At 64.5% G+C, this 18670-nt stretch carries 22 protein-coding genes, 1 tRNA gene and 1 riboswitch; of the genes, 11 read left to right on the top strand and 12 right to left on the bottom strand.

The features are described from left to right. Positions 1-45: 45 nt before the first annotated feature. Positions 46-492, bottom strand: a complete 447-nt coding sequence (locus VXL81_RS13125; RefSeq protein ID WP_416554643.1) for a DUF302 domain-containing protein — start codon at positions 490-492, stop codon at positions 46-48. A gap of 273 nt (positions 493-765) precedes the next feature. On the opposite strand from VXL81_RS13125, the gene VXL81_RS13120 reads away from it, so the two are divergent. From VXL81_RS13120 to VXL81_RS13110, 3 genes are read left to right on the top strand one after another with little or no spacing between them, the layout of a single operon-like run. Continuing rightward, the gene (locus VXL81_RS13120; RefSeq protein WP_416535526.1) at positions 766-1248 is read left to right on the top strand and encodes a DUF2867 domain-containing protein; all 483 of its coding nucleotides are present in this window, start codon (positions 766-768) and stop codon (positions 1246-1248) included. Between the two features lie 35 nt (positions 1249-1283). Then, a complete protein-coding gene (hisF, locus tag VXL81_RS13115; protein WP_340545012.1) occupies positions 1284-2045 on the top strand; it encodes an imidazole glycerol phosphate synthase subunit HisF in 762 nt (253 codons plus the stop codon). Beyond that, on the top strand, positions 2042-2359 hold the full coding sequence (locus tag VXL81_RS13110; protein WP_416554641.1) for a phosphoribosyl-ATP diphosphatase: 318 nt from the start codon (positions 2042-2044) through the stop codon (positions 2357-2359). Before hisF ends, VXL81_RS13110 begins: the two co-directional genes overlap by 4 nt. Positions 2360-2571: 212 nt before the next feature. Here VXL81_RS13110 and VXL81_RS13105 read toward each other — a convergent pair whose 3' ends face one another. The 3 genes from VXL81_RS13105 to rlmB all read right to left on the bottom strand — a co-directional run bounded on the left by VXL81_RS13105 (position 2572) and on the right by rlmB (position 5019). Further along, positions 2572-3042 carry a CoA-binding protein gene (locus tag VXL81_RS13105; RefSeq protein WP_416535524.1) on the bottom strand — a complete coding sequence of 157 codons (471 nt, stop codon included), beginning with the start codon at positions 3040-3042 and terminating at the stop codon, positions 2572-2574. A gap of 367 nt (positions 3043-3409) precedes the next feature. After that, complete coding sequence (locus VXL81_RS13100; protein ID WP_416554639.1) at positions 3410-4024, bottom strand: YHS domain-containing (seleno)protein; 615 nt, start codon at positions 4022-4024, stop codon at positions 3410-3412. Between the two features lie 218 nt (positions 4025-4242). Next, positions 4243-5019, bottom strand: coding sequence for a 23S rRNA (guanosine(2251)-2'-O)-methyltransferase RlmB (rlmB, locus tag VXL81_RS13095; RefSeq protein WP_340545008.1), 777 nt, complete (start codon positions 5017-5019; stop codon positions 4243-4245). A gap of 120 nt (positions 5020-5139) precedes the next feature. Here rlmB and VXL81_RS13090 point away from each other — a divergent pair. Further along, a tRNA-Tyr gene (locus VXL81_RS13090) sits at positions 5140-5223 on the top strand. Positions 5224-5447: 224 nt separating this feature from the next. Here the strand turns inward: VXL81_RS13090 and VXL81_RS13085 are convergent. The 7 genes from VXL81_RS13085 to bioB all read right to left on the bottom strand — a co-directional run bounded on the left by VXL81_RS13085 (position 5448) and on the right by bioB (position 11608). Further along, entirely contained in the window at positions 5448-5975 is a 528-nt protein-coding gene (locus tag VXL81_RS13085) for a DUF2478 domain-containing protein (protein WP_416554637.1), read from the bottom strand. Between the two features lie 96 nt (positions 5976-6071). Beyond that, positions 6072-6860: a methyltransferase gene (locus VXL81_RS13080; protein WP_416554635.1), complete on the bottom strand. Its 789-nt coding sequence runs from the start codon at positions 6858-6860 to the stop codon at positions 6072-6074. Continuing rightward, on the bottom strand, positions 6857-7477 hold the full coding sequence (locus VXL81_RS13075) for a pimeloyl-ACP methyl esterase BioG family protein (protein ID WP_416554633.1): 621 nt from the start codon (positions 7475-7477) through the stop codon (positions 6857-6859). Before VXL81_RS13075 ends, VXL81_RS13080 begins: the two co-directional genes overlap by 4 nt. 3 nt (positions 7478-7480) lie before the next feature. Beyond that, positions 7481-8779: an adenosylmethionine--8-amino-7-oxononanoate transaminase gene (gene bioA, locus VXL81_RS13070; RefSeq protein WP_416554631.1), complete on the bottom strand. Its 1299-nt coding sequence runs from the start codon at positions 8777-8779 to the stop codon at positions 7481-7483. Continuing rightward, on the bottom strand, positions 8776-9495 hold the full coding sequence (gene bioD, locus VXL81_RS13065; RefSeq protein ID WP_416554629.1) for a dethiobiotin synthase: 720 nt from the start codon (positions 9493-9495) through the stop codon (positions 8776-8778). The genes bioA and bioD overlap by 4 nt, the downstream gene beginning before the upstream one ends. Beyond that, on the bottom strand, positions 9492-10631 hold the full coding sequence (locus VXL81_RS13060; protein WP_416554627.1) for an 8-amino-7-oxononanoate synthase: 1140 nt from the start codon (positions 10629-10631) through the stop codon (positions 9492-9494). The genes bioD and VXL81_RS13060 overlap by 4 nt, the downstream gene beginning before the upstream one ends. Beyond that, positions 10631-11608 carry a biotin synthase BioB gene (gene bioB / locus VXL81_RS13055; protein ID WP_416535518.1) on the bottom strand — a complete coding sequence of 326 codons (978 nt, stop codon included), beginning with the start codon at positions 11606-11608 and terminating at the stop codon, positions 10631-10633. The genes VXL81_RS13060 and bioB overlap by 1 nt, the downstream gene beginning before the upstream one ends. Positions 11609-11817: 209 nt before the next feature. Continuing rightward, positions 11818-11946: riboswitch (TPP riboswitch) on the top strand. 121 nt (positions 11947-12067) lie between these two features. Here bioB and thiC point away from each other — a divergent pair. Genes thiC through thiD form a run of 7 tightly spaced genes read left to right on the top strand, consistent with a single transcriptional unit; the run spans position 12068 to position 18170 of the window. Further along, the gene (gene thiC, locus VXL81_RS13050) at positions 12068-13882 is read left to right on the top strand and encodes a phosphomethylpyrimidine synthase ThiC (RefSeq protein ID WP_340545000.1); all 1815 of its coding nucleotides are present in this window, start codon (positions 12068-12070) and stop codon (positions 13880-13882) included. Then, complete coding sequence (locus tag VXL81_RS13045) at positions 13879-14853, top strand: FAD-dependent oxidoreductase (RefSeq protein WP_416554625.1); 975 nt, start codon at positions 13879-13881, stop codon at positions 14851-14853. The genes thiC and VXL81_RS13045 overlap by 4 nt, the downstream gene beginning before the upstream one ends. After that, positions 14822-15019 (top strand): sulfur carrier protein ThiS, encoded by a 198-nt coding sequence (gene thiS / locus VXL81_RS13040; protein WP_340544998.1) that lies wholly within the window; start codon positions 14822-14824, stop codon positions 15017-15019. The genes VXL81_RS13045 and thiS overlap by 32 nt, the downstream gene beginning before the upstream one ends. A gap of 2 nt (positions 15020-15021) precedes the next feature. Next, positions 15022-15789, top strand: a complete 768-nt coding sequence (locus VXL81_RS13035) for a thiazole synthase (protein ID WP_416554623.1) — start codon at positions 15022-15024, stop codon at positions 15787-15789. Between the two features lie 31 nt (positions 15790-15820). Next, positions 15821-16414: a thiamine phosphate synthase gene (locus tag VXL81_RS13030; RefSeq protein ID WP_416554621.1), complete on the top strand. Its 594-nt coding sequence runs from the start codon at positions 15821-15823 to the stop codon at positions 16412-16414. Next, complete coding sequence (locus VXL81_RS13025) at positions 16390-17379, top strand: ThiF family adenylyltransferase (protein ID WP_416554619.1); 990 nt, start codon at positions 16390-16392, stop codon at positions 17377-17379. Before VXL81_RS13030 ends, VXL81_RS13025 begins: the two co-directional genes overlap by 25 nt. After that, a complete protein-coding gene (gene thiD / locus VXL81_RS13020; RefSeq protein WP_416554617.1) occupies positions 17376-18170 on the top strand; it encodes a bifunctional hydroxymethylpyrimidine kinase/phosphomethylpyrimidine kinase in 795 nt (264 codons plus the stop codon). The genes VXL81_RS13025 and thiD overlap by 4 nt, the downstream gene beginning before the upstream one ends. A gap of 302 nt (positions 18171-18472) precedes the next feature. Here thiD and VXL81_RS13015 read toward each other — a convergent pair. Continuing rightward, positions 18473-18670: hypothetical protein (locus VXL81_RS13015; protein WP_416554615.1), on the bottom strand; the 198-nt coding region annotated here is incomplete at its 5' end.

Genomic DNA, 18670 nt, shown 5'->3' with positions numbered 1-18670 from the left:
CCCCGGCCCCCGCTCCCGGTTGGCTCCAGCTGCCCCCGCAGTGGATCAGCGCGCGGCGGCCGCCGTCAGTTTTGCCAGCGCGCCCTGCATCTTGGCGATGACATCGGCATCAGCCGCGATATCCAGACCCGCCAGCATCTCTGCCGGGTTTTCATAGGTCAGCCAGACCTGCCCATCGGCATCCTCATGGACCAGAACCTTCAGCGGCAGGAAAAGCCCCGCCCGCATATCCGCCTGCATCGCGGGGGTGCCCAGCTTGGGATTGCCAAAGATCAGGAGTTGCGCCTCGGCGAGGGACATATCCACGGCTGCCGCACCCGCAGCGTGGTCCACCCGGGCAAAAACCGTGGCCCCGGCGCCTTCGACCGCCGTCTGTAGCGCATCCATGGTGTCAGACACGGAACTCGGGCTTGGAACCGTCATCAGTTCGGCTGCGGCCGGGATCGCGGAGAGCGCAGCAAGAGTTCCGGCAAGGGCGAGGGATTTGATCATGGCGATGGCTCCGAGAAAATGACAACATGCCAGCAGCACAGGCCAAGCAGGGCAAACAGGCAATTCACATCTCAGGCATCGGCAGAGTGTCGCTGACCTGACCGCCCCTCTGTGGCCCCCCCTCTGCCAGGCAAGACCCGCGGTCGACACCCCAGGGCCACGCGCGGCCTGCGGCACCGCGCCTGCTTTCCATTCCTCACGTAATGGCGTCTATTGCGCGGCGACAGCGCAACCGGCGCCTCCGGTTGCGATCACAGACACGAAAGTTCTCCCATGCCCCGCGTCCGCAAGACCCGCCTCCCAGACAGCGCCCGTTTGTGGCAGATGGTATCGCCCGGTGATTTTGTCGATGGTTATGCGGTCGACAGCCCGCTCACCCCGCGCGAGGCCGCCGATATCGGCCTGTCGATGCCGGGCTGGGCAGCCGCACTCCTGCGGCTGCGCAATGCCTTGGTCCGCCCGCTCGGACTGAAGACCGAGGTGAGCGACAGCGGCGAGGGCGCGATTTTTCCGGTGACATTCGAGGACAGCCGCGAGCTGATCCTGGGCGCCGATGATGCTCATCTCGATTTCCGGATCACCGTATTGCGGCACGAAGGACGGATTCACATGGCCACCTGGGTGCATCGTCACAATCTGCTGGGACGGATCTATCTGGCGCTGGTGATGCCGTTTCACATCCTGATCATCCGTGACAGCATGCGCCGCATCGCGCGGCACCGCCCGATGATTGCATCCCAACCACCCGCGCAGTAAAGACACAAGGCACCCCCAGCGGCAAAGGGATCGCCATGCTGAAGACCCGTATCATCCCCTGTCTCGACGTGGCTGACGGCCGCGTGGTCAAAGGTGTCAATTTTGTCGGCCTGCGCGATGCCGGAGACCCGGTTGAGGCGGCCAAGGCCTATGACGCGGCAGGCGCGGATGAAATCTGCTTTCTCGACATTCATGCAACCCACGAAAATCGCGGCACCATGTTCGATATGGTGCGACGCACCGCAGAGCAGTGTTTTGTGCCGCTGACCGTGGGCGGTGGGGTGCGCACAAAGGATGATGTGCGCGCGTTGCTGCTGGCAGGCGCCGATAAGGTGTCGTTCAATTCGGCAGCCGTGGCCAACCCGGATGTGATCCGCGAGGCGGCCGATCAGTTTGGCAGCCAGTGCATCGTCTGCGCCATCGACGCCAAGACCGTGGCCCCCGGCAAATGGGAGATCTTCACCCATGGCGGGCGCCGCGAAACCGGCATTGATGCGGTGGACTTCGCCCGGCTGGTCGTTGCCAAGGGCGCCGGGGAAATCCTGCTCACCTCGATGGATCGCGACGGCACGAAATCTGGCTTCAACCTGCCGCTCACCCGCGCCATTTCGGATGCGGTGGACGTGCCGGTGATTGCCTCTGGCGGGGTTGGCACGCTCGACCATCTGGTCGAGGGCGTCACCGAAGGCGGCGCCAGCGCGGTTCTGGCGGCGTCGATCTTCCACTTTGGCGAATACACCATCCAGGAGGCCAAAGAGCATATGGCCAAGGCCGGTATCCCGATGAGGCTGACATGAGCCTGCTGCACGATCTCGAAGCCACCATTCTGTCCCGCAAGGGTGCTGATCCGGAGAGCAGCTGGACCGCCAAACTGCTGGCCAAGGGTCCAGAGAAATGCGCCGAGAAATTCGGCGAGGAAGCCATTGAGGCCATCATCGAGGCGGTGAAGGACAACACGGCCGGCCTTGCCTCCGAGGGCGCCGATGTGCTGTATCATTTTCTGGTGATGCTGGCGGCCCGCGATGTGGCGCTGGATGATGTGCTAAAGGTGCTGGCCGAGCGTCAGGGGCTGAGCGGCATCGCCGAGAAGGCCGCCCGCCCCAAGGGCTGAAATCCAGGCCATGCGGCGGATCAGGGGAGGCGCTGCCTCCGCGCGGCACGCGCGGCTTGCCCTTGACGCGCAAGGACCCCTTACAATCGTTAAGGCCCTTCGAGGGATCCCAATACATCGTCTACGCCGCGCAGCGGCGCCCGGCCCAACCGTGTATGCCGCCCGTCAGGGCGGCGGGAATGGGCGGGAGCGCCCTGCCCGGCGGTCGGGCATCACAGTTTCGACGAGATGATTCCGGTGGCAAACCCACCCATGCGCAGCTCGCCAAACAGGCGCTGATATTCGATCTTGGGACATCGGTTCTGGATCACGGTAAGGCCTGCCGCTTCTGCCCGTTCAGCCGCTTCGGCATGTTCGACCCCGATCTGCATCCAGATCGTCTGCAGCCCCTCGCAGACCTCCAGCGCCTCCTCGACAATGGGTGGGACCGCCTCTGAGCGGCGAAAGATGTCGACCATATGCACCGGCTCGTCGATGTCCCGTAGACTGGCGTGAATGGTCTGGCCGAACAGGGTTTTGCCGGCATGACCGGGATTCACCGGCAGGACGCGATAGCCCTTGAGCCCGAGATAGCGGGCCACATAGTAGCTGGGACGCACCGGGTTCGTGGAGACCCCGACCACGGCAATGGTCTTGCTGCGTGTGAGCACGTCCTTCAGATGTCGATCGGAATAGTCTGGCATCGCTCCCCCGGCTGTTCTGGCCTTGTATCAAAGCGCCTTCATCGCGCTTCGATCTGCCTGAGCCTATCGGCTGGGACACGAGGTGCAAGATGAATTGCAACGGCTCTGACGCCCGCTGGCGGACCAGCCTGTTGGTGCAAGAACGAGAGATAAAGCCCGGTCAGACAATAAAAAAGCGCCCAGGACAAACCTGGGCGCGAGGTATGGAACGAGGGACAGTGAAAAAGATCTGCGAAGGTTCCAATTCGCAGTCTGTTAATAATATGGGATGGTCATCGCGTTTTGAAAGGGATCCTCTCAAATTCGTGACATTTCTCCTGCGGGGCCAGTCACATAGGCCCATAGCACAAGCAGGCATTCGAGGCGGTCATTTGCGCAGGACGGCTGGCCACTGCTGTTCGGCATCAGCGATCAACCTCAGCCGCTCCGCCTCCCAGGCGGCCAATGCGCTGGGGTTGTTCAGGAGATAGAGTCGCCCGTCAGCAATCACCCAGAGCGTCGGATTGCCGGGCGCCAGATATCCCTGCGACAGCGCATAGGCGCAATAGCCGCCAAATCGTGGCGCAAAAGCTCTGGGATTGCGTTCGAATTCTTCCTGATTCTGCGATGAGGCAAAGCGCCAGATCGCCCCGCGCCACAGGATCGCATGGTCTTGCTGACCGGGGATTGCCGCGCCATCCTGAAAGAACGCCACCACGTCATGGCCGCCCACCGCCAGCCCCCGCGGCGCGGAGACCAGTGCAACCTCCGCCCGTGCCGGCGTGGCTGTCAGCATCGCTGCGGCCAGGGTGATCAGCGCGCCCAGGCACAGGGCGGCGAGCCTGGATCCCGCCTTGGCATCGCTTCGCGTCGCGGCCCCGCCGACCACCAGACCGACCAGCAAACTGGCCAGCAAACCAGCCACCAGTCCTGCCGAGGCACCCAACACGGGCTGCGCGCAGGCGCGCCAGCTCCGGCAGATGATGGCAGTCGAAAACGTCACGGGCGTGCAGGTCCTTGTCAGGCAACTGGGGTTGAATTTAAAGCGCAGCAAGAACAGTCGCTCTTACCCGGCCAAGTCTGCCCGGCGCGCAGGCCGCTGCAAAGGGTGGATACGCATTTGTGATGGATCCGTGACCTTTGCACAGATGCGCCCAACCCCTGATCGGGGCTGGGCCGCCGCTAGCGGTTCAGCTGGCGGCATCGACAGGCAGGCAAGGCTTAGCGCGCAATGGAGGCATAAAGCGCAATCGCCGCGGCATTGGAGACGTTCAGCGATCCGAATCCGCCCGCCGCGTCAATCTTCACCAGATGATCCACAGTTTCCTTGGTCTTCTGGCGCAGGCCCGGCCCTTCTGCCCCCAGCACGAGGGCTACCGGATCCCCCTTGCGCCCCTCAAGCACGGTTTCAATGGTCTCTTCCGCCTCGCCATCAAGGCCGAGCACCAGAAACCCCATCCGCTGCAACTCGACGATGGTATCGGCGAGATTGCGCATCCGCAGATAGGGTTGGCGCTCAAGCGCGCCGCTGGCGGTTTTGGCAAGCGCGCCGGTTTCCGGTGCCGAGTTATGCCGCGTGCCGATCACGGCGCTGGCGCCCAGCACCTCGGCCGAGCGCAGGATGGCACCGACGTTATGCGGATCAGTGACCCGGTCCAGGAGCACCACACGCGGGCGTTCGGCACCGATGCAGTTTTCCGCCAGACCGCCCCAGTTCAACGGCTTGACCTCCATCGCCGCGCCCTGATGGACGGATTGTTTGTCGATCGGCGGGTTGAACTTGCGCGGGTCGATCACCTCGGCTTCGATACCCGACTGGGCGATGGCATCGGCCAGTTTCGCCTCGGCGTTCTGGGTCACCATCAGACGCAGTTTTTCGCGCTTGGGATTGAGCAGCGCATCGCGCACCGCATGCAGACCGAACAACCATACCGTTTCCGCCGAGGCTGCCTTTTTGGACTGCTCTTTTTCGACGACCCATTTGGGTTTTTTAGACATTTTGCTCTCCAGCAGAAAGAAATCCGGACCCGTGTGAAAATCTGGCGATTTTCCTGTTGACGCCCCTTTGGCCTGCTTGTAATCACGCCTCCACATCAGGTGCAACACGCAACTGATTGTGGGCGACAGGCCGCAAGGTGTGGCAGGGGACTGTAACTCCCTCGCGGAGACGCACGCCTGGTTCGATTCCAGGGTCGCCCACCATCTTCTCTCTTTCAGCACCGGTAAGCAAGAAGATGGTGGCAACCGCCCGGACCATGAGCGCATCTCGCAAGCCTCTGATACATATCACTATTCCGGCACATCAAGACGCTCAGCCGCTGAGCCGCTTTCCATGTCATCTGCTGATGATCCGTGGCTGCGGCAGAAGAAAACCGGCGCAGCAATCTGCACCGGCCTCATCGAATTGGAGGTTGGACGCGAAGGCTTCAGCGCTCCTGTTCGGCCTGTGCGACGGCGGAATGGACCCAGCTTACCAACGCCTCAAGGTCCGGTTCGGCCTCCTGTGCCAGCCCGTCGGAAAAGCTCTGAAACGCCTCCACATTCATCCGGTTCACACCTGAAACCACGACCGCGCCGCGCGCCAGCGCTTCGCCGATAACGGGGCGCATCCCGCGCCCGTCAGCTTCGTGTTTGCCAAATTTATTGACCAGCAGAACCTGCGGCGCCGGGTCCTGCCCCAGCGCTGCCGTGACCTGTCCAACCGCGCGCTCCAGCGCCTCGGGGTTCAGGCGGCAGCCGCGTGCCTCCGGGCCGAGAGACTGCGAGATGCGGATGGTTTCGCCCGCGGGCAGAACGCGCACATCCATGTCACAGAGCTGGCTGTCGTAGCATTCGGTGTTGGTCTGGACGATGCCAGCCAGCCGCAGCCCATCGGCCTGCAACCGGTCCGCCAGGGCGCTGAGCAGTTTATCGGTGGCACCGCGTTCCTGGGTCATCACGTAGGACAGATGCATTGTGGCCTCTTGCTAGGAAATTGCGTGCCCGCAGGCTAACCCCAAATGCACATGACAGCCAGAGGCCCGATTGCCGCGCGATACACGACTTTGGCATCAGACACGCTGTGCCAGCATCAGCACCGGATCATAGGTCAGCCGCACGCCCCCCTGACGGCCAAAGCGGCGACGATAGTCCTCCTCGAACTGGCGCAGCCTTCTGCGGGTCCAGCCTCCCCGAGACTGGCCATTCACGCCCGTTGCCCGCAGGTGGCGCAGCACGGCGCGCGGGGTCTCAAAGCTGAGCGTGATCGGAGCCTGCCGCAACTCGACCAGTCGCAGCCCCGGCGGCAGATGCTGCGCCCATTCGTGGTGATCCATGTAGTTGGGCGCCGCCGCCCCGGACCCCAGCGCGACCAATTCGTGGAAATGCGCGCGCCCAAAGCCAGAGAGCGCCAGCCAGCCACCGGGGCGCAGCGCGGTCTCAAACCCTTGCAGGAGGGAAGGCAGGTCGCCGATCCACTGCACAACCGAGGCAGCCGCGATCAGGTCCAGGTTTTCGGGCAGCGCGAGGGTTTCGATCCGTCCCGGCAGGAAGAGCGCCGATTGCCCATGTGCTGCCAGAACCGGCTGAAGGCCTGCCTCTGCCTCTGGCACAAGGTCGTTGAGCGTGAGATGGCGGACCGACAGATCCCGCAACAGCGCATCGGTCAGATGGCCGGTCCCTGCCCCGAATTCAAACAGATGTGCGACGGGGGAGGTGCCGATATGTGCAGCGAGGAGCGCCGACAGCTCTGCCGCGATCTGTGCCTGCGCGCTGGCAGCATCGTGGTAGCTCCCAAGCCCACGGCGAAAGGCGCGGGCCACGCGGGCGGCATCCACGGTTGCGGGGGGCAGATCCCTCATGACAGCAGGGCCTGCCAGCTGTCGAAGTGATCAAACGGCGCATGGGCGGCTGTGGGCAGCTCCCTCAGCGTCACGCCCGCCCAGGCCCGGTGCTGATTTGCGGGCGGAAAGATCCGGTCCCGCCCGGCGATCCAGACCAGATCAAAGCCGACAGCCGGCGCCGGTCCGCGCTGCGCGACCACATGCAGCTCGGCCCGGCGAGCGTCAATGTCGATCTCATGGGGAGACTGCGGCGCATTGAATGTCCGGCGCAGGAACTGGGCAAAGCTCTGCTCACTCAGCCCCTCTGCGGTCCTGGCCATCACCTCCGGCGGGATGCCGCGCGTCTCGTCCACGGGCGCAAGGGTGCCGTTGACCGCGACCTTGCGATCAAAGGGATCGCCGCGCCCCTGCTGCCAATGGGCATAACCCGCAACGCCGAAAGACCAGGCCAGCAGCGTGACATGATCGTAGCCAGACAGATCGGGGAGATCGGCATCAAGGCTGCGGAAATCGCTGACAAACAGAACATCCTCAGGGCCGGTGAGATGCGCAAAAACATCCGCCCCAATCGCCCAGCCGCCGAAGACCACGATGGCCTCGGCTGCCTCGTTCTGTTTGAGCCAGCGGAATTCCATCGCCTAGAGTTCCCGCGCCAGCCGCAGCATGCCTGCGGTGATTTCGCTCAGTTGCTCCGGCGATGTGATGAAGGGCGGCATGGTGTAGATGTTGGTGCCGAAGGGGCGCAGGAACACGCCCATCTCATGCGCCCGCGCGTGCGCCTCATCCGCCGAGACGCGGTGCTTCATCTCGATGACACCAATGGCGCCCAAGACCCGCACATCAGCCACATTGGGTAGATCGCGGGCCGGGGCCAGTTCGGCCTGCAACTGCTCAGCGATGGCCGCCACGGTGCCGCGCCAGTCCTGTCCGGTCAGCAGATCCAGAGAGGCCTTAGCCGCGGCGCAAGCCAGCGGATTGCCCATGTAGGTCGGCCCGTGCATGAACAGACCGGGACTGCCGCCGCCGATGCCTTCCGCCACACGGTCATTGGTCATGGTGCAGGCGAAAGAGATATGGCCGCCGGTCAGCCCCTTGCCAAGGCAGATGATATCCGGCTCCACCGTGCAAAAGTTGGTGGCAAACAGCTCTCCGGTGCGGCCAAAGCCGGTAGCGATTTCGTCGAAGATCAGAAGGATACCCAGCTCATCGCAAATGATACGGGCCTGATTGAGATATTCCGGGTGGTAGAAATACATACCGCCAGTACCCTGCACCACAGGTTCCAGGATGAAGGCGGCGATCCTTTCTGCGTTGGCCTCCAGCACATCGCGCAGTTCACCCAATCCGTTTAGGGCCGGGTCGTCCACCCAGTCCTCATGGATGCGGACCGGCGGGCGGGAGACGAAATGCTGCACGCTCAGCGCGCCCTGGAACAGGTGGTGCATGCCGGTGTCGGGGTCGCAGACGCTCATCGCCTTCCAGGTATCGCCGTGATAGCCGGCGCGGATGGTGGCGAACTGCTGGCGGTCCGGCTGGCCGATAGCGTGCTGGTACTGCGCCGCCATCTTCATCGCCACCTCGACCGAGACCGAGCCGCTGTCGCAGTAAAAAATGCGCGTCAGGCTTTCGGGCGCGATCTCCAAGAGCTTGCGGCCCAGGTCGATGGCGGGGTCGTGGGTCAGCCCGCCGAACATCACATGCGGCAGGGTGTCGAGCTGGTCGTGGATCGCCTTGGTGATTGCCGGGTTCCTGTGGCCGTGCATCATGCACCACCAGGATGACATGGCGTCGATCAGCCGGGTGCCGTCGTCCAGGGTGATGTACATGCCCTCGCTTTCCTTCACCACAAAGGTTGGGCCGGGCTTGGCCACGTTGGTGTAAGGGTGCCAGAGGTGCTGCTGGTCGAATTCCAGCTGGGTGAGGTCTGCCGCACTCATGCCATCTCTCCTTGGTCCAAGGCCTCCTTGATCAGGTCCACGTTGATGCTTTCGGCAAAGGTATCTTCGAGCACCGTTCTGGTCCGGTCGATAGACCGGGCCGCGCCCGACCCTCCCCCCGGGAGGGCGCTTCGCACCCGCCCAGGCTCGGGCGTGGCCCTCAGCTCTTCCATGAAGGGCAGCCGTCCCAAATGCGCGACCTGGCTGAACTGGCAGATGGTTTCCTCCACCGCCGGCTCCGCGTCGCCGATGAAGGCCACGCCGACCACCGGACAGCCTGCATCGCGCAGCGCTTTCAGCGACAGGAGCGTGTGGTTGATGGTTCCCAGCTGCGTCCGGGCGCAGAGGATCACCGGGGCGCGCCAGCGGGCGAACAGGTCGAGGTACAGCAGCTTGCGGTTCAAGGGCACCATCAGCCCGCCCGCGCCCTCGGCCACCAGCACGCCGTCCACCTCGGGCAAGGACAGCGTATCTGGGTCGATCTCCACGCCCTCGGCCTCTGCCGACAGATGCGGCGAGGCGGGCAGTTGCAGCAGGTACCCCTCCGGCAGCGCCGGGCGGCCCGACAGGCGGGCGACGATCTGGCTGTCGGTCTCCTCCTCCAGCCCGGATTGCACCGGCTTCCAGTAGGTGGCACCGAGCGCCTGCACCAGACCGGCGGAAAAGATGGTCTTGCCGATGCCGGTATCGGTTCCGGTGACAATCAGCGCGCTCATGCTGCACTCTCCATTTCCCGGGCGAGGTCTTCGAACATCCGGGTGATGGCCTCTGCCCCTGTGTTCAATGTGATCGACAGCCGCAGCCGCGAGGTGCCGCGCGGCACCGTCGGCGGGCGGATGCCGCGGATGTCATAGCCGCAGGCCTGCATCCTCGCGGCCAGCGCCATGGTGCGCTTATCGTCGCCAATCACCACCGGCAGAATTTGGCTCTGGAAACCCTCCAGCCCGCACTGGCGTTTGGCCTCATCATGCGCATGAGTAATCCCCTGCCACGCCCGCTCGCGGCGGTCCGGGTTCTGCTGAAGCTCCTGCAAGGCCGCCCGCACCAGCGCCGCGTTCAAGGGCGACGGCGCAGTTGCGAAGATGAAGCCGCGCGCTTTGTTGATCAGAGTCTCGATCAAAACCCGCTGGCCGCAGATCAAAGCGCCGGAAGCGCCCAGCGCCTTCCCGCAGGTGTGCAAGGAAAGGACGTTGGGGCGGTGGGCGATGTCATGTGCCAGTCCGCGACCCAGATCGCCGAACACGCCGGTCGAATGCGCCTCATCCACCACCAGCACGGCGCCCTCTGCATCCGCCAGCGCCATCAGCGCCTCCAGCGGCGCCAGGTCGCCGTCCATGGAATAGACCGCCTCAACCGCGATCCAGACCTGGCCTGCGCCGCCTGACGAGCGCCAGTCCTTCAGCACCCGTGCCGCGTCCTCCGCATCGCTGTGGGCAAAGCTGCGGATCTCTGCCCGGCCCAGCCGCATCCCGTCGTGGGTGCTGGCATGGATCAGCACATCATAAAGCACCAGATCATCTTGATGCGGCAGGGTGGAGAAGATCGCCTGATTGGCGTTGAAGCCGCCGCCCATGAACAGCGCCGCCTCGGTCCCGAAGAACGCGGCCGCCTCCGTCTCCAGCAGCTGGTGCTCCGCATCGTTGCCACGCAAAAGGCGCGAACCGCCCGCGCCCACCGGCACGCCGCGCGCCAGTGCGTCAGCGGCGGCGGCACGCAGCACATCGCTGCTCGCCAGCCCAAGGTAGTCGTTGGAGGCAAAGTCATGCCCGTCCCGCGGCATCAGTTGCCGGTAGCGTCCGCGTGTGCGCAGCGCTTCCAGCGATGTCTCATGCCTCGGGAAGGCGCCCGCCATCAGCGGCTGCCGTCGCAACCCGCAGCCATGGCGGTGATGCCCAGACGGTCGAACAGCTGCTGATCCTTGTCCTCTTCGGGGTTGTCGGCGGTCAGCAGCGTGTCGCCCACAAAGATCGAGTTGGCGCCGGCAAAGAAGCACATCGCCTGCATCTCGTCCGACATATCGGTGCGGCCGGCCGACAGGCGCACGTGGGATTTCGGCATCAGGATGCGGGCCAGCGCCACGGAGCGGACAAATTCGATCGGATCCAGCTTCTCGACATTGGCCAGCGGCGTGTCGGCGATCGGGATCAGCATGTTGACCGGCACCGAGTCAGGATGCACCTCCAGCGTCGCCAGCGCCAGCATCATGTCGATGCGGTCCAGCTGCTGCTCCCCCATACCGACGATACCGCCGGAGCAGACCTTGATGCCCGCCTCGCGAACCCGGTTCAGGGTGTCGATCCGGTCGGCAAAGGTGCGGGTGGTGATGATCTCGGAGTAATACCGCTCCGAGGTGTCGATATTGTGGTTGTAATAATCCAGCCCTGCATCGCGCAGGCGGAACACCTGTTCCTCATCCAGCATGCCCAGGGTCATGCAGGTTTCCATGCCCAGATCCTTGACCCCCTGCACCATCGCCTCCAGCGCGGCCATGTCGCGGTCCTTGGGCGAGCGCCAGGCGGCCCCCATGCAATAGCGGGTCGCGCCGCCTTCCTTGGCTTTCCTGGCCTCGGCGATCACCCGCTGCACCTCGATCAGCTTGGAGGCCGAGAGCTGCGCGCCGTTGCGCGCCGACTGCGAGCAATAGGCACAATCCTCGGCGCAGCCGCCGGTCTTGATGCTCAGGAGCTTGGATTTCTGCACCTGATTGGGGTCGAAATACTGCCGGTGCACGCTGTGCGCCTCAAACAGCAGATCCATGAACGGCTTGTTGTAGATCGCTTCCGCTTCCTCGCGGGTCCAGTCGGTGCGGATGGGTGCAGCGTCCAGCATGCTGTCTCCTGTTCTCTATACCTGTTGGCCATGCGCGGATGGCGTTGCGGTTTTATAGATAACTTGCAGGGTTGCGATCAAGCGCAAAGCTGCGATGCAGCGATTTGCCCCACCGGAGGAGTCATCTTGGACTTAGTGCATTGTTATTTATACATATAAATAATCTATAAAATTACAGGTTGACGGGATGACAGCATCTCCCCTACCCCTAAGGCACGCAGGGGAGTCTCGCCAAGGGGACTGAGAGGCGTTTTGGTGCGGGGCAACCCAAACCGGCGGCGCGACCCTTTGAACCTGACCCAGTTGATACTGGCGTAGGAAGCTAGGCATGCACGGCGCCGGGACAAATACACCCCGACTACCCTGCGTTGACCGAACAAGAGGGCCGCGCGCCCTCTGTTTCCCGAGCCAAGCCTCATCTGGTGTCTTTTCTGAGTCTAGGCTTCGAGGAGCACCATAATGAACGTCCCCAACCCAAAGATCACCACAGGTGGCCTGCCCGCATCGCGCAAGATCTACGTTGCAGGCGAGGTCCATCAAGACATCCGCGTGCCGATGCGCGAGATCGCCACCCACCCCACTGCGGGCGAGGCGCCGCTGCCGGTCTATGACAGCTCCGGCCCCTACACCGACCCTGACGTGCTGACCGATATCCGACAGGGCCTGCCCGCCCTGCGCCGCCAGTGGACCCTCGCGCGCGGCGACGTCGAGAGCTATCAGGGCCGCGATGTGAAGCCAGAGGACAACGGTTTTGTCGAGGGCGACCGGCTGGTGCCTGAGTTCCCGGTGAAGCCTGCCCCGCTGCGCGGCAAGGACGGCGCCGCGCCAACCCAGCTGGCCTATGCCCGCGCCGGTATCATCACGCCGGAAATGGAATTCGTGGCGATCCGCGAAAACCAGCTGCGCGAGCTGTCGCCCTGCCACGGCAAACGCGACGGCAATGACTTTGGCGCCAATATCCCCGACTACGTGACTCCGGAATTCGTTCGCTCCGAAATCGCCGCCGGTCGCGCCATCATCCCGGCCAACATCAACCACCCCGAACTCGAGCCGATGATCATCGGCCGCAATTTCAAGGTGAAGATCAACGCCAATATGGGCACCTCTGCTGTCACCTCCTCAATGGAGGAAGAGGTGGACAAGCTGGTCTGGGCGATCCGCTGGGGTGCTGACACGGTGATGGACCTGTCCACGGGGCGCAACATCCACAACACCCGCGAATGGATCGTGCGCAACTCGCCGGTGCCGATCGGCACCGTGCCGATCTATCAGGCGCTGGAGAAGGTGAATGGCATCGCCGAGGACCTGACCTGGGAAGTGTTCCGCGACACGCTGATCGAGCAGGCGGAACAGGGCGTCGATTACTTCACCATTCATGCGGGCGTGCGGCTGCACATGGTGCCGATGACCGTGAACCGGGTGACAGGGATCGTCTCGCGCGGCGGCTCAATCATGGCGAAGTGGTGCCTGCATCACCACAAAGAGAGCTTCCTTTATGAGCATTTCGAGGAGATCTGCGACATCTGCCGCCAGTATGACGTGAGCTTCTCCTTGGGTGATGGCTTGCGCCCCGGCTCCATCGCCGATGCCAATGACGAGGCGCAGTTTGCCGAGCTGGAAACCCTTGGGGAACTCACCAAGATCGCTTGGGCCAAGGACTGCCAGGTGATGATCGAGGGTCCGGGCCATGTCGCCATGCACAAGATCAAGGAAAACATGGACAAGCAGCTGGAGTGCTGCCACGAGGCGCCGTTCTATACGCTTGGGCCGCTGACGACCGACATCGCGCCGGGCTATGACCACATCACCAGCGGCATCGGGGCGGCGATGATCGGCTGGTTCGGCTGCGCGATGCTGTGCTACGTGACGCCGAAGGAGCACCTGGGCCTGCCTGACCGGGACGACGTGAAAACCGGCGTGATCACCTATAAGATCGCAGCCCATGCCGCCGATCTGGCCAAGGGTCTGCCGGGGGCGCAGCGCCGCGATGATGCGCTCTCCCGCGCGCGGTTTGAGTTCCGCTGGGAGGATCAGTTCAACCTGTCGCTGGACCCGGATACTGCGCGCGAATTCCACGACCAGACTCTGCCGAAACAGGCCCATAAGGTGGCGCATTTCTGCTCCATGTGCGGGCCGAAGTTCTGCTCCATGCGGATCAGCCACGACATCCGCGCCGAAGCGCAGAAGGAAGGCATGGAGGCAATGGCGGCCAAGTTCCGCGAGGGCGGCGAGCTATATGTGCCTGCACCTGAGGCTGCGGAACCGGCGGAATGATCACCATCGCAGGCGCAGGCCTCGCCGGTCTCGCCTGCGCCTATGAGCTGGCGCAGCGCGGGGCCGCCGTGCGGATCTACGAACGCGCGGCTGCGATCGGTGCAGGCAGTGTCGCGCGCTATGCCGGCGGCATGCTCGCCCCCTGGTGCGAACGCGAAAGCGCCGAGGAGGCGGTGATCACCCTCGGTGGCCGCGCCATCGACTGGTGGGCCAAGGTCACGAGCGTCCACAGGCGCGGCACGCTGATGGTGGCGCCTGCCCGCGACCGGGCCGAGCTGACCCGCTTTGCCCGCCGCACCACCGGGCATCGGGGCGTGGACGAGGCCGAGATCGCGACGATGGAGCCGGCGCTGGCGGGGCGGTTTGCGCAGGGGCTGTTCTTTGAGCAGGAGGCACATCTGGACCCGCGACAGGCGATCCGGGATCTGGCGGCTGCGGTCTCTGCGCTTGGCGTTGAGATCTGTCTGGGGGCTGATGCGCCGGGAAGCGTTGATATCGACTGCCGGGGCATCGCCGCCGCCGACCGGCTAACGGGCCTGCGGCCAGTGCGCGGAGAGATGGCGATACTGCACTGCCCGGAGGTCATGTTCACCCGCACCCTGCGGCTGCTGCACCCGAGAATACCGCTGTACCTCGTCCCGCGCGGCGACGGGCTGTTCATGATCGGCGGCACCATGGTTGAAAGCACATCCACCCGTCCCGTCACCCTGCGCTCGCTCAGCGAGCTGCTGAATGCAGCCTTCACCCTGCACCCGGGCTTTGCCGAGGCCAGCGTTGTGGAAACAGGCGCCGGGCTGCGCCCCGCCTTTGCCGACAATCTGCCCCGCCTTCATCAGGACGGCGGGACGCTATTCCTCAATGGGCTGTACCGCCACGGATTTCTGCTGGCGCCCGCGATGGCGCAGCAGGTGGCGGACCGCCTCGGACCGGAGACATCAGATGAACATCACCGTGAACGCCAAAGCGCATGAGGTGAGCGCCCGGACGCTGGAAGCTGCGCTGCGTGAGCTGGGCTATATCAGCCCGTCGGTCGCCACCGCGCTGAATGGCGCCTTTGTGGCCCGCACCCGACGCGCTGACACCGAGCTGAACGAGGGCGACCGCATCGAAGTGCTCGCCCCGATGCAGGGGGGATGACGATGCAGATCTATGGAGAAGAGATCACCTCGCGGCTGCTGCTGGGCACCGCCCAATACCCCTCGCCTGTGGTCCTGAGCGAAGCAATCAGAACCAGTGGCTGCGAGATCATCACCGTCTCCCTGCGGCGCGAGACCGCTGATGGCTCCGGCGCGGGATTCTGGGACGGCCTGTGCGATACCGGCTGCCGCATCCTGCCCAATACCGCAGGCTGCCACTCCGTGCAGGAAGCAGTGACCACCGCCCAGATGGCGCGCGAGCTGTTCGGCACGCCCTGGATCAAGCTGGAAGTGATCGGCCATTGCGACACGCTGCAACCGGATGTGTTCGGGCTGGTCGAGGCCGCGCGTACGCTGTCTGACGATGGGTTTCAGGTCTTTCCCTACACCACCGACGATCTGGTGGTCGGAGAGAAACTCCTTGAGGCGGGCTGTGAGGTGCTGATGCCCTGGGGCGCGCCGATCGGATCCGGTCAGGGCTTGCGCAACCCGGATGGCCTGCGCGCGATGCGGGCCTATTTCCCTGAGGTGCCGCTGATCGTGGATGCGGGCATTGGCCGCCCGTCGGATGCGACGCAGGCGATGGAGCTGGGCATGGATGCCGTCCTGCTGAACACCGCTGTGGCCAAGGCCGGAGATCCTGCCGGAATGGCGCGCGCCATGGCACTGGCGATTGAGGCCGGGCGCGCCGGATATCACGCAGACCCGATGGAGCGGCGCGATATGGCGGTGCCCTCCACCCCTGTTCTTGGCCTCGCAGCGCTGAGCTGAGCTGCGCCCCCCCTTATTCACGGAGACGACAATGGAGCGTTTTTACCTGATCGTTGGTCATGTCAGCCAATTGGAACTGCTGGTTCCCCATGGGGTGCGCCTTGTGCAGCTGCGGGTGAAAGACCTGCCGGAGCCGGAGATCCGTCGCCAGATTGCCCGCGCGCGGGATTTCTGCGCCGTGCATGGCGCGCAGCTGGTGGTCAATGACTATTGGCAGGCCGCACTGGATCTGAACTGCAGCTTTGTGCACCTGGGGCAGGAAGACATGGACACGGCCGATTTTGAGGCCCTGCGCCGCAAGGGCGTGCGGTTTGGCCTGTCGACCCATGACGAAGCGGAGCTGGAGCGCGCCCTCGCCCATGGCCCTGAGTATGTGGCGCTTGGTCCGGTTTATGAAACCCTGCTGAAACAGATGAAATGGGCCCCACAGGGGCTTGACCGGGTGCGCCGGTGGAAAGCGATGGCGGGAGACACACCGCTGGTTGCCATTGGCGGGCTGACGCCCGAACGCCTGCCCGGGGTCTTTGCCGCAGGTGCAGACAGCGCTGCCGTGGTGACGGATATCCAGCAGGCCGCCAACCCGGAGGCGCGGACCCTGGAATGGATCCGGGCCTGCGCGAGATGAGCCGCTTTGACCGCCAGACCGCTTTGCCGGAGGTGGGCGCCGAGGGACAGCAGAGGCTGGCCAGCGCCCATATTCTTGTCGTCGGGGCCGGCGGGCTTGGCTGTCCGGTTCTGCAATATCTTGCCGGTGCCGGTATTGGCGAAATCACGGTGATGGACGGGGACCGGGTTGAGGCAACCAACCTGCCACGCCAGCCGCTCTATACATATGCGGACGTTGGCCGCTACAAGGTCGAAGCCGCGCGCAGGCGGCTGATGGCAATGGCGCCGGAGCTGCGGCTGCACCCCCATGCACGCGACCTGACACCGGACAATGTCGCCGCTGCGGTCGGCCCCGCCGATCTGGTGATAGATGCTGCCGACAGCTATGCGGTGTCCTACACGCTTTCGGATTGCTGTCAGCAGCTGGGGCGTCCGCTGATCAGCGCGTCGGCACTGGCGCAATCGGGTTATGTCGGCGTCTTTTGCGGGGGCGGCCCCTCGCTGCGCGCCGTCTTCCCCGACCCGCCCGACAGGAGCGCCACCTGCGCCAGTGCCGGGATTATGGGGCCGGTTGTCGGGGTGATTGGCGCCCTGCAGGCACAGCTTGCCCTGAAGTTGCTACTGGGCCATCAGCCAACCCCGCTGGGGCGGATGTTCAGCCTCGACTTTGCCGGGCTTCAGATGGGCGGGTTTGATTTCGCCACGGCTGCAGAGCCTGCGCGGTCGCTGCCCTTTATCGGGATGAACAGCGTGACCGCCGCCGATTACGTGATAGAATTGCGCCCGGAGGATGAGGCCGCTGAACCGGCCACGACGACCGCTGTCCGCATCCTGCCGGATCGGTTGACGGCGGCTGATCTGCCGACGGACCGCCGGGTTGTGCTTGCCTGTCATAGTGGCCTGCGGGCCTGGCGCAAGGCGGCGGAGCTTGCGCCTGACTTTGCCGGAGATCTGGCGCTCTTGGCAGCGGGGCGGCGGCAATGAGCGCGCTGCTGATCATCGCAGGCACCGACAGCAGCGGCGGCGCCGGGCTGACCCGTGATATCGCCGCCGCCACGGCGATGGCCCGCATGATCCCGCAGTTCGCGGCCCGATCGCTGAGCCTGCGACCGGTGGTGACAGCCGTGACCGTGCAGACCAACCAGGCCTTGCAGGAGATCTACCCGACGCCGGTTGACGGTATTCTGGGTCAGATACAGGCCGCTGTTGAGACCGGCCCGATCAGCGCGGTGAAGATCGGCATGGTCGGAAGCGCGGCAGCTGCCGAGGCAATTGCCGCAACTCTGGCGCGGTTGCTACCGCCGAGTTGTCCGGTTGTGCTGGATCCGGTTCTGCGCAGCAGTTCAGGCGGTCGGCTGATGCACGCCGGTGATCTGGCACCGTTAATGGCCCGCGCCGATCTGATCACCCCCAACTTGCACGAAGCATCGCAGCTATGCCCAGGCTTGCACGGCGCAGTTCCGGCCGGTGGGAGCCGCTTTGACCCGCAGCACTTCGGCATGGCAGCGCAGGCGGGCCAGATTCACCAGGCGGGCGCCGGAGCGGTTCTGATCAAAGGAGGACATGGGACCGACGCGATGGCAGTGGACCATCTTTTCTGCGACGCCACCCATGTCGCCTTCCCGCGGCCAAGACTGAAACAGACCAAGCGCGGCACCGGCTGCACCCTGGCCACCGCAATCGCAGTCCAGCTGATGGCCGCGCAACAGATCGAGACAGCCTGCCGGGCGGCTGGCGACTATGTGCATGAATGGCTGAAAGAGATCCCAGCCTGATTGGCGCATGGTCGGTTCCCCGCCGCCTCTTCCCGGTGCTCGCTGCCGTGATGTCGGTTTCCAGCCGCAGATTTCTGGCGCGCTTTGAGACCGACATTGGCCGTTGATCGCGACGATCGGCATCCGGCGCCACACCAGGGCCGATGGATCATGGCACTGGAGCACTGGAGCACTGGGGAATCGCGGCATCATCGCGGCAGGCCGCCACCCAGACCGCTGGCATGGAAAAACCGCGCCGGGATGGTCCGGCGCGGTCTCTGTCTCGGTCGTTGAAGTTCTGGCTTTCAAGGCCCGTTTCCGGGTCAGAAATCCTGCCAGATATCCTTGGCCGCGTTGCCACTGGTGCTGGCGACCGCCGGGGCCGGGGTCGGTTTCACCGCCTCCAGATCCCAGTCATCGCCATGGGCACTGGGCGCCGCCGGTTTGGGGTCATTTCTGGTGACCCGCGGCGCCGGGGCCGCTGCTGGGGTCTTGCGGGCAGGTTCCGAGGCCGGTCTGCC

Origin of the sequence: Phaeobacter sp. JH204B (assembly GCF_048055755.1) — a bacterium.
GTDB classification, from domain to species: domain Bacteria; phylum Pseudomonadota; class Alphaproteobacteria; order Rhodobacterales; family Rhodobacteraceae; genus Phaeobacter; species Phaeobacter bryozoorum.
The sequence above is the reverse complement of the archived record's forward strand: the minus strand, read 5'-3'. Positions and strand labels throughout refer to the sequence as shown.

What these genes read in the sequence shown, in the direction of transcription:
- VXL81_RS13125 (WP_416554643.1), bottom strand. Translation starts at nt 492, where the DNA reads ATGATCAAATCCCTCGCCCTTGCCGGAACTCTTGCTGCGCTCTCCGCG.
- VXL81_RS13120 (WP_416535526.1), top strand. Translation starts at nt 766, where the DNA reads ATGCCCCGCGTCCGCAAGACCCGCCTCCCAGACAGCGCCCGTTTGTGG.
- hisF (WP_340545012.1), top strand. Translation starts at nt 1,284, where the DNA reads ATGCTGAAGACCCGTATCATCCCCTGTCTCGACGTGGCTGACGGCCGC.
- VXL81_RS13110 (WP_416554641.1), top strand. Translation starts at nt 2,042, where the DNA reads ATGAGCCTGCTGCACGATCTCGAAGCCACCATTCTGTCCCGCAAGGGT.
- VXL81_RS13105 (WP_416535524.1), bottom strand. Translation starts at nt 3,042, where the DNA reads ATGCCAGACTATTCCGATCGACATCTGAAGGACGTGCTCACACGCAGC.
- rlmB (WP_340545008.1), bottom strand. Translation starts at nt 5,019, where the DNA reads ATGTCTAAAAAACCCAAATGGGTCGTCGAAAAAGAGCAGTCCAAAAAG.
- VXL81_RS13085 (WP_416554637.1), bottom strand. Translation starts at nt 5,975, where the DNA reads ATGCATCTGTCCTACGTGATGACCCAGGAACGCGGTGCCACCGATAAA.
- VXL81_RS13080 (WP_416554635.1), bottom strand. Translation starts at nt 6,860, where the DNA reads ATGAGGGATCTGCCCCCCGCAACCGTGGATGCCGCCCGCGTGGCCCGC.
- VXL81_RS13075 (WP_416554633.1), bottom strand. Translation starts at nt 7,477, where the DNA reads ATGGAATTCCGCTGGCTCAAACAGAACGAGGCAGCCGAGGCCATCGTG.
- bioA (WP_416554631.1), bottom strand. Translation starts at nt 8,779, where the DNA reads ATGAGTGCGGCAGACCTCACCCAGCTGGAATTCGACCAGCAGCACCTC.
- bioD (WP_416554629.1), bottom strand. Translation starts at nt 9,495, where the DNA reads ATGAGCGCGCTGATTGTCACCGGAACCGATACCGGCATCGGCAAGACC.
- VXL81_RS13060 (WP_416554627.1), bottom strand. Translation starts at nt 10,631, where the DNA reads ATGGCGGGCGCCTTCCCGAGGCATGAGACATCGCTGGAAGCGCTGCGC.
- bioB (WP_416535518.1), bottom strand. Translation starts at nt 11,608, where the DNA reads ATGCTGGACGCTGCACCCATCCGCACCGACTGGACCCGCGAGGAAGCG.
- thiC (WP_340545000.1), top strand. Translation starts at nt 12,068, where the DNA reads ATGAACGTCCCCAACCCAAAGATCACCACAGGTGGCCTGCCCGCATCG.
- VXL81_RS13045 (WP_416554625.1), top strand. Translation starts at nt 13,879, where the DNA reads ATGATCACCATCGCAGGCGCAGGCCTCGCCGGTCTCGCCTGCGCCTAT.
- thiS (WP_340544998.1), top strand. Translation starts at nt 14,822, where the DNA reads ATGAACATCACCGTGAACGCCAAAGCGCATGAGGTGAGCGCCCGGACG.
- VXL81_RS13035 (WP_416554623.1), top strand. Translation starts at nt 15,022, where the DNA reads ATGCAGATCTATGGAGAAGAGATCACCTCGCGGCTGCTGCTGGGCACC.
- VXL81_RS13030 (WP_416554621.1), top strand. Translation starts at nt 15,821, where the DNA reads ATGGAGCGTTTTTACCTGATCGTTGGTCATGTCAGCCAATTGGAACTG.
- VXL81_RS13025 (WP_416554619.1), top strand. Translation starts at nt 16,390, where the DNA reads ATGGATCCGGGCCTGCGCGAGATGAGCCGCTTTGACCGCCAGACCGCT.
- thiD (WP_416554617.1), top strand. Translation starts at nt 17,376, where the DNA reads ATGAGCGCGCTGCTGATCATCGCAGGCACCGACAGCAGCGGCGGCGCC.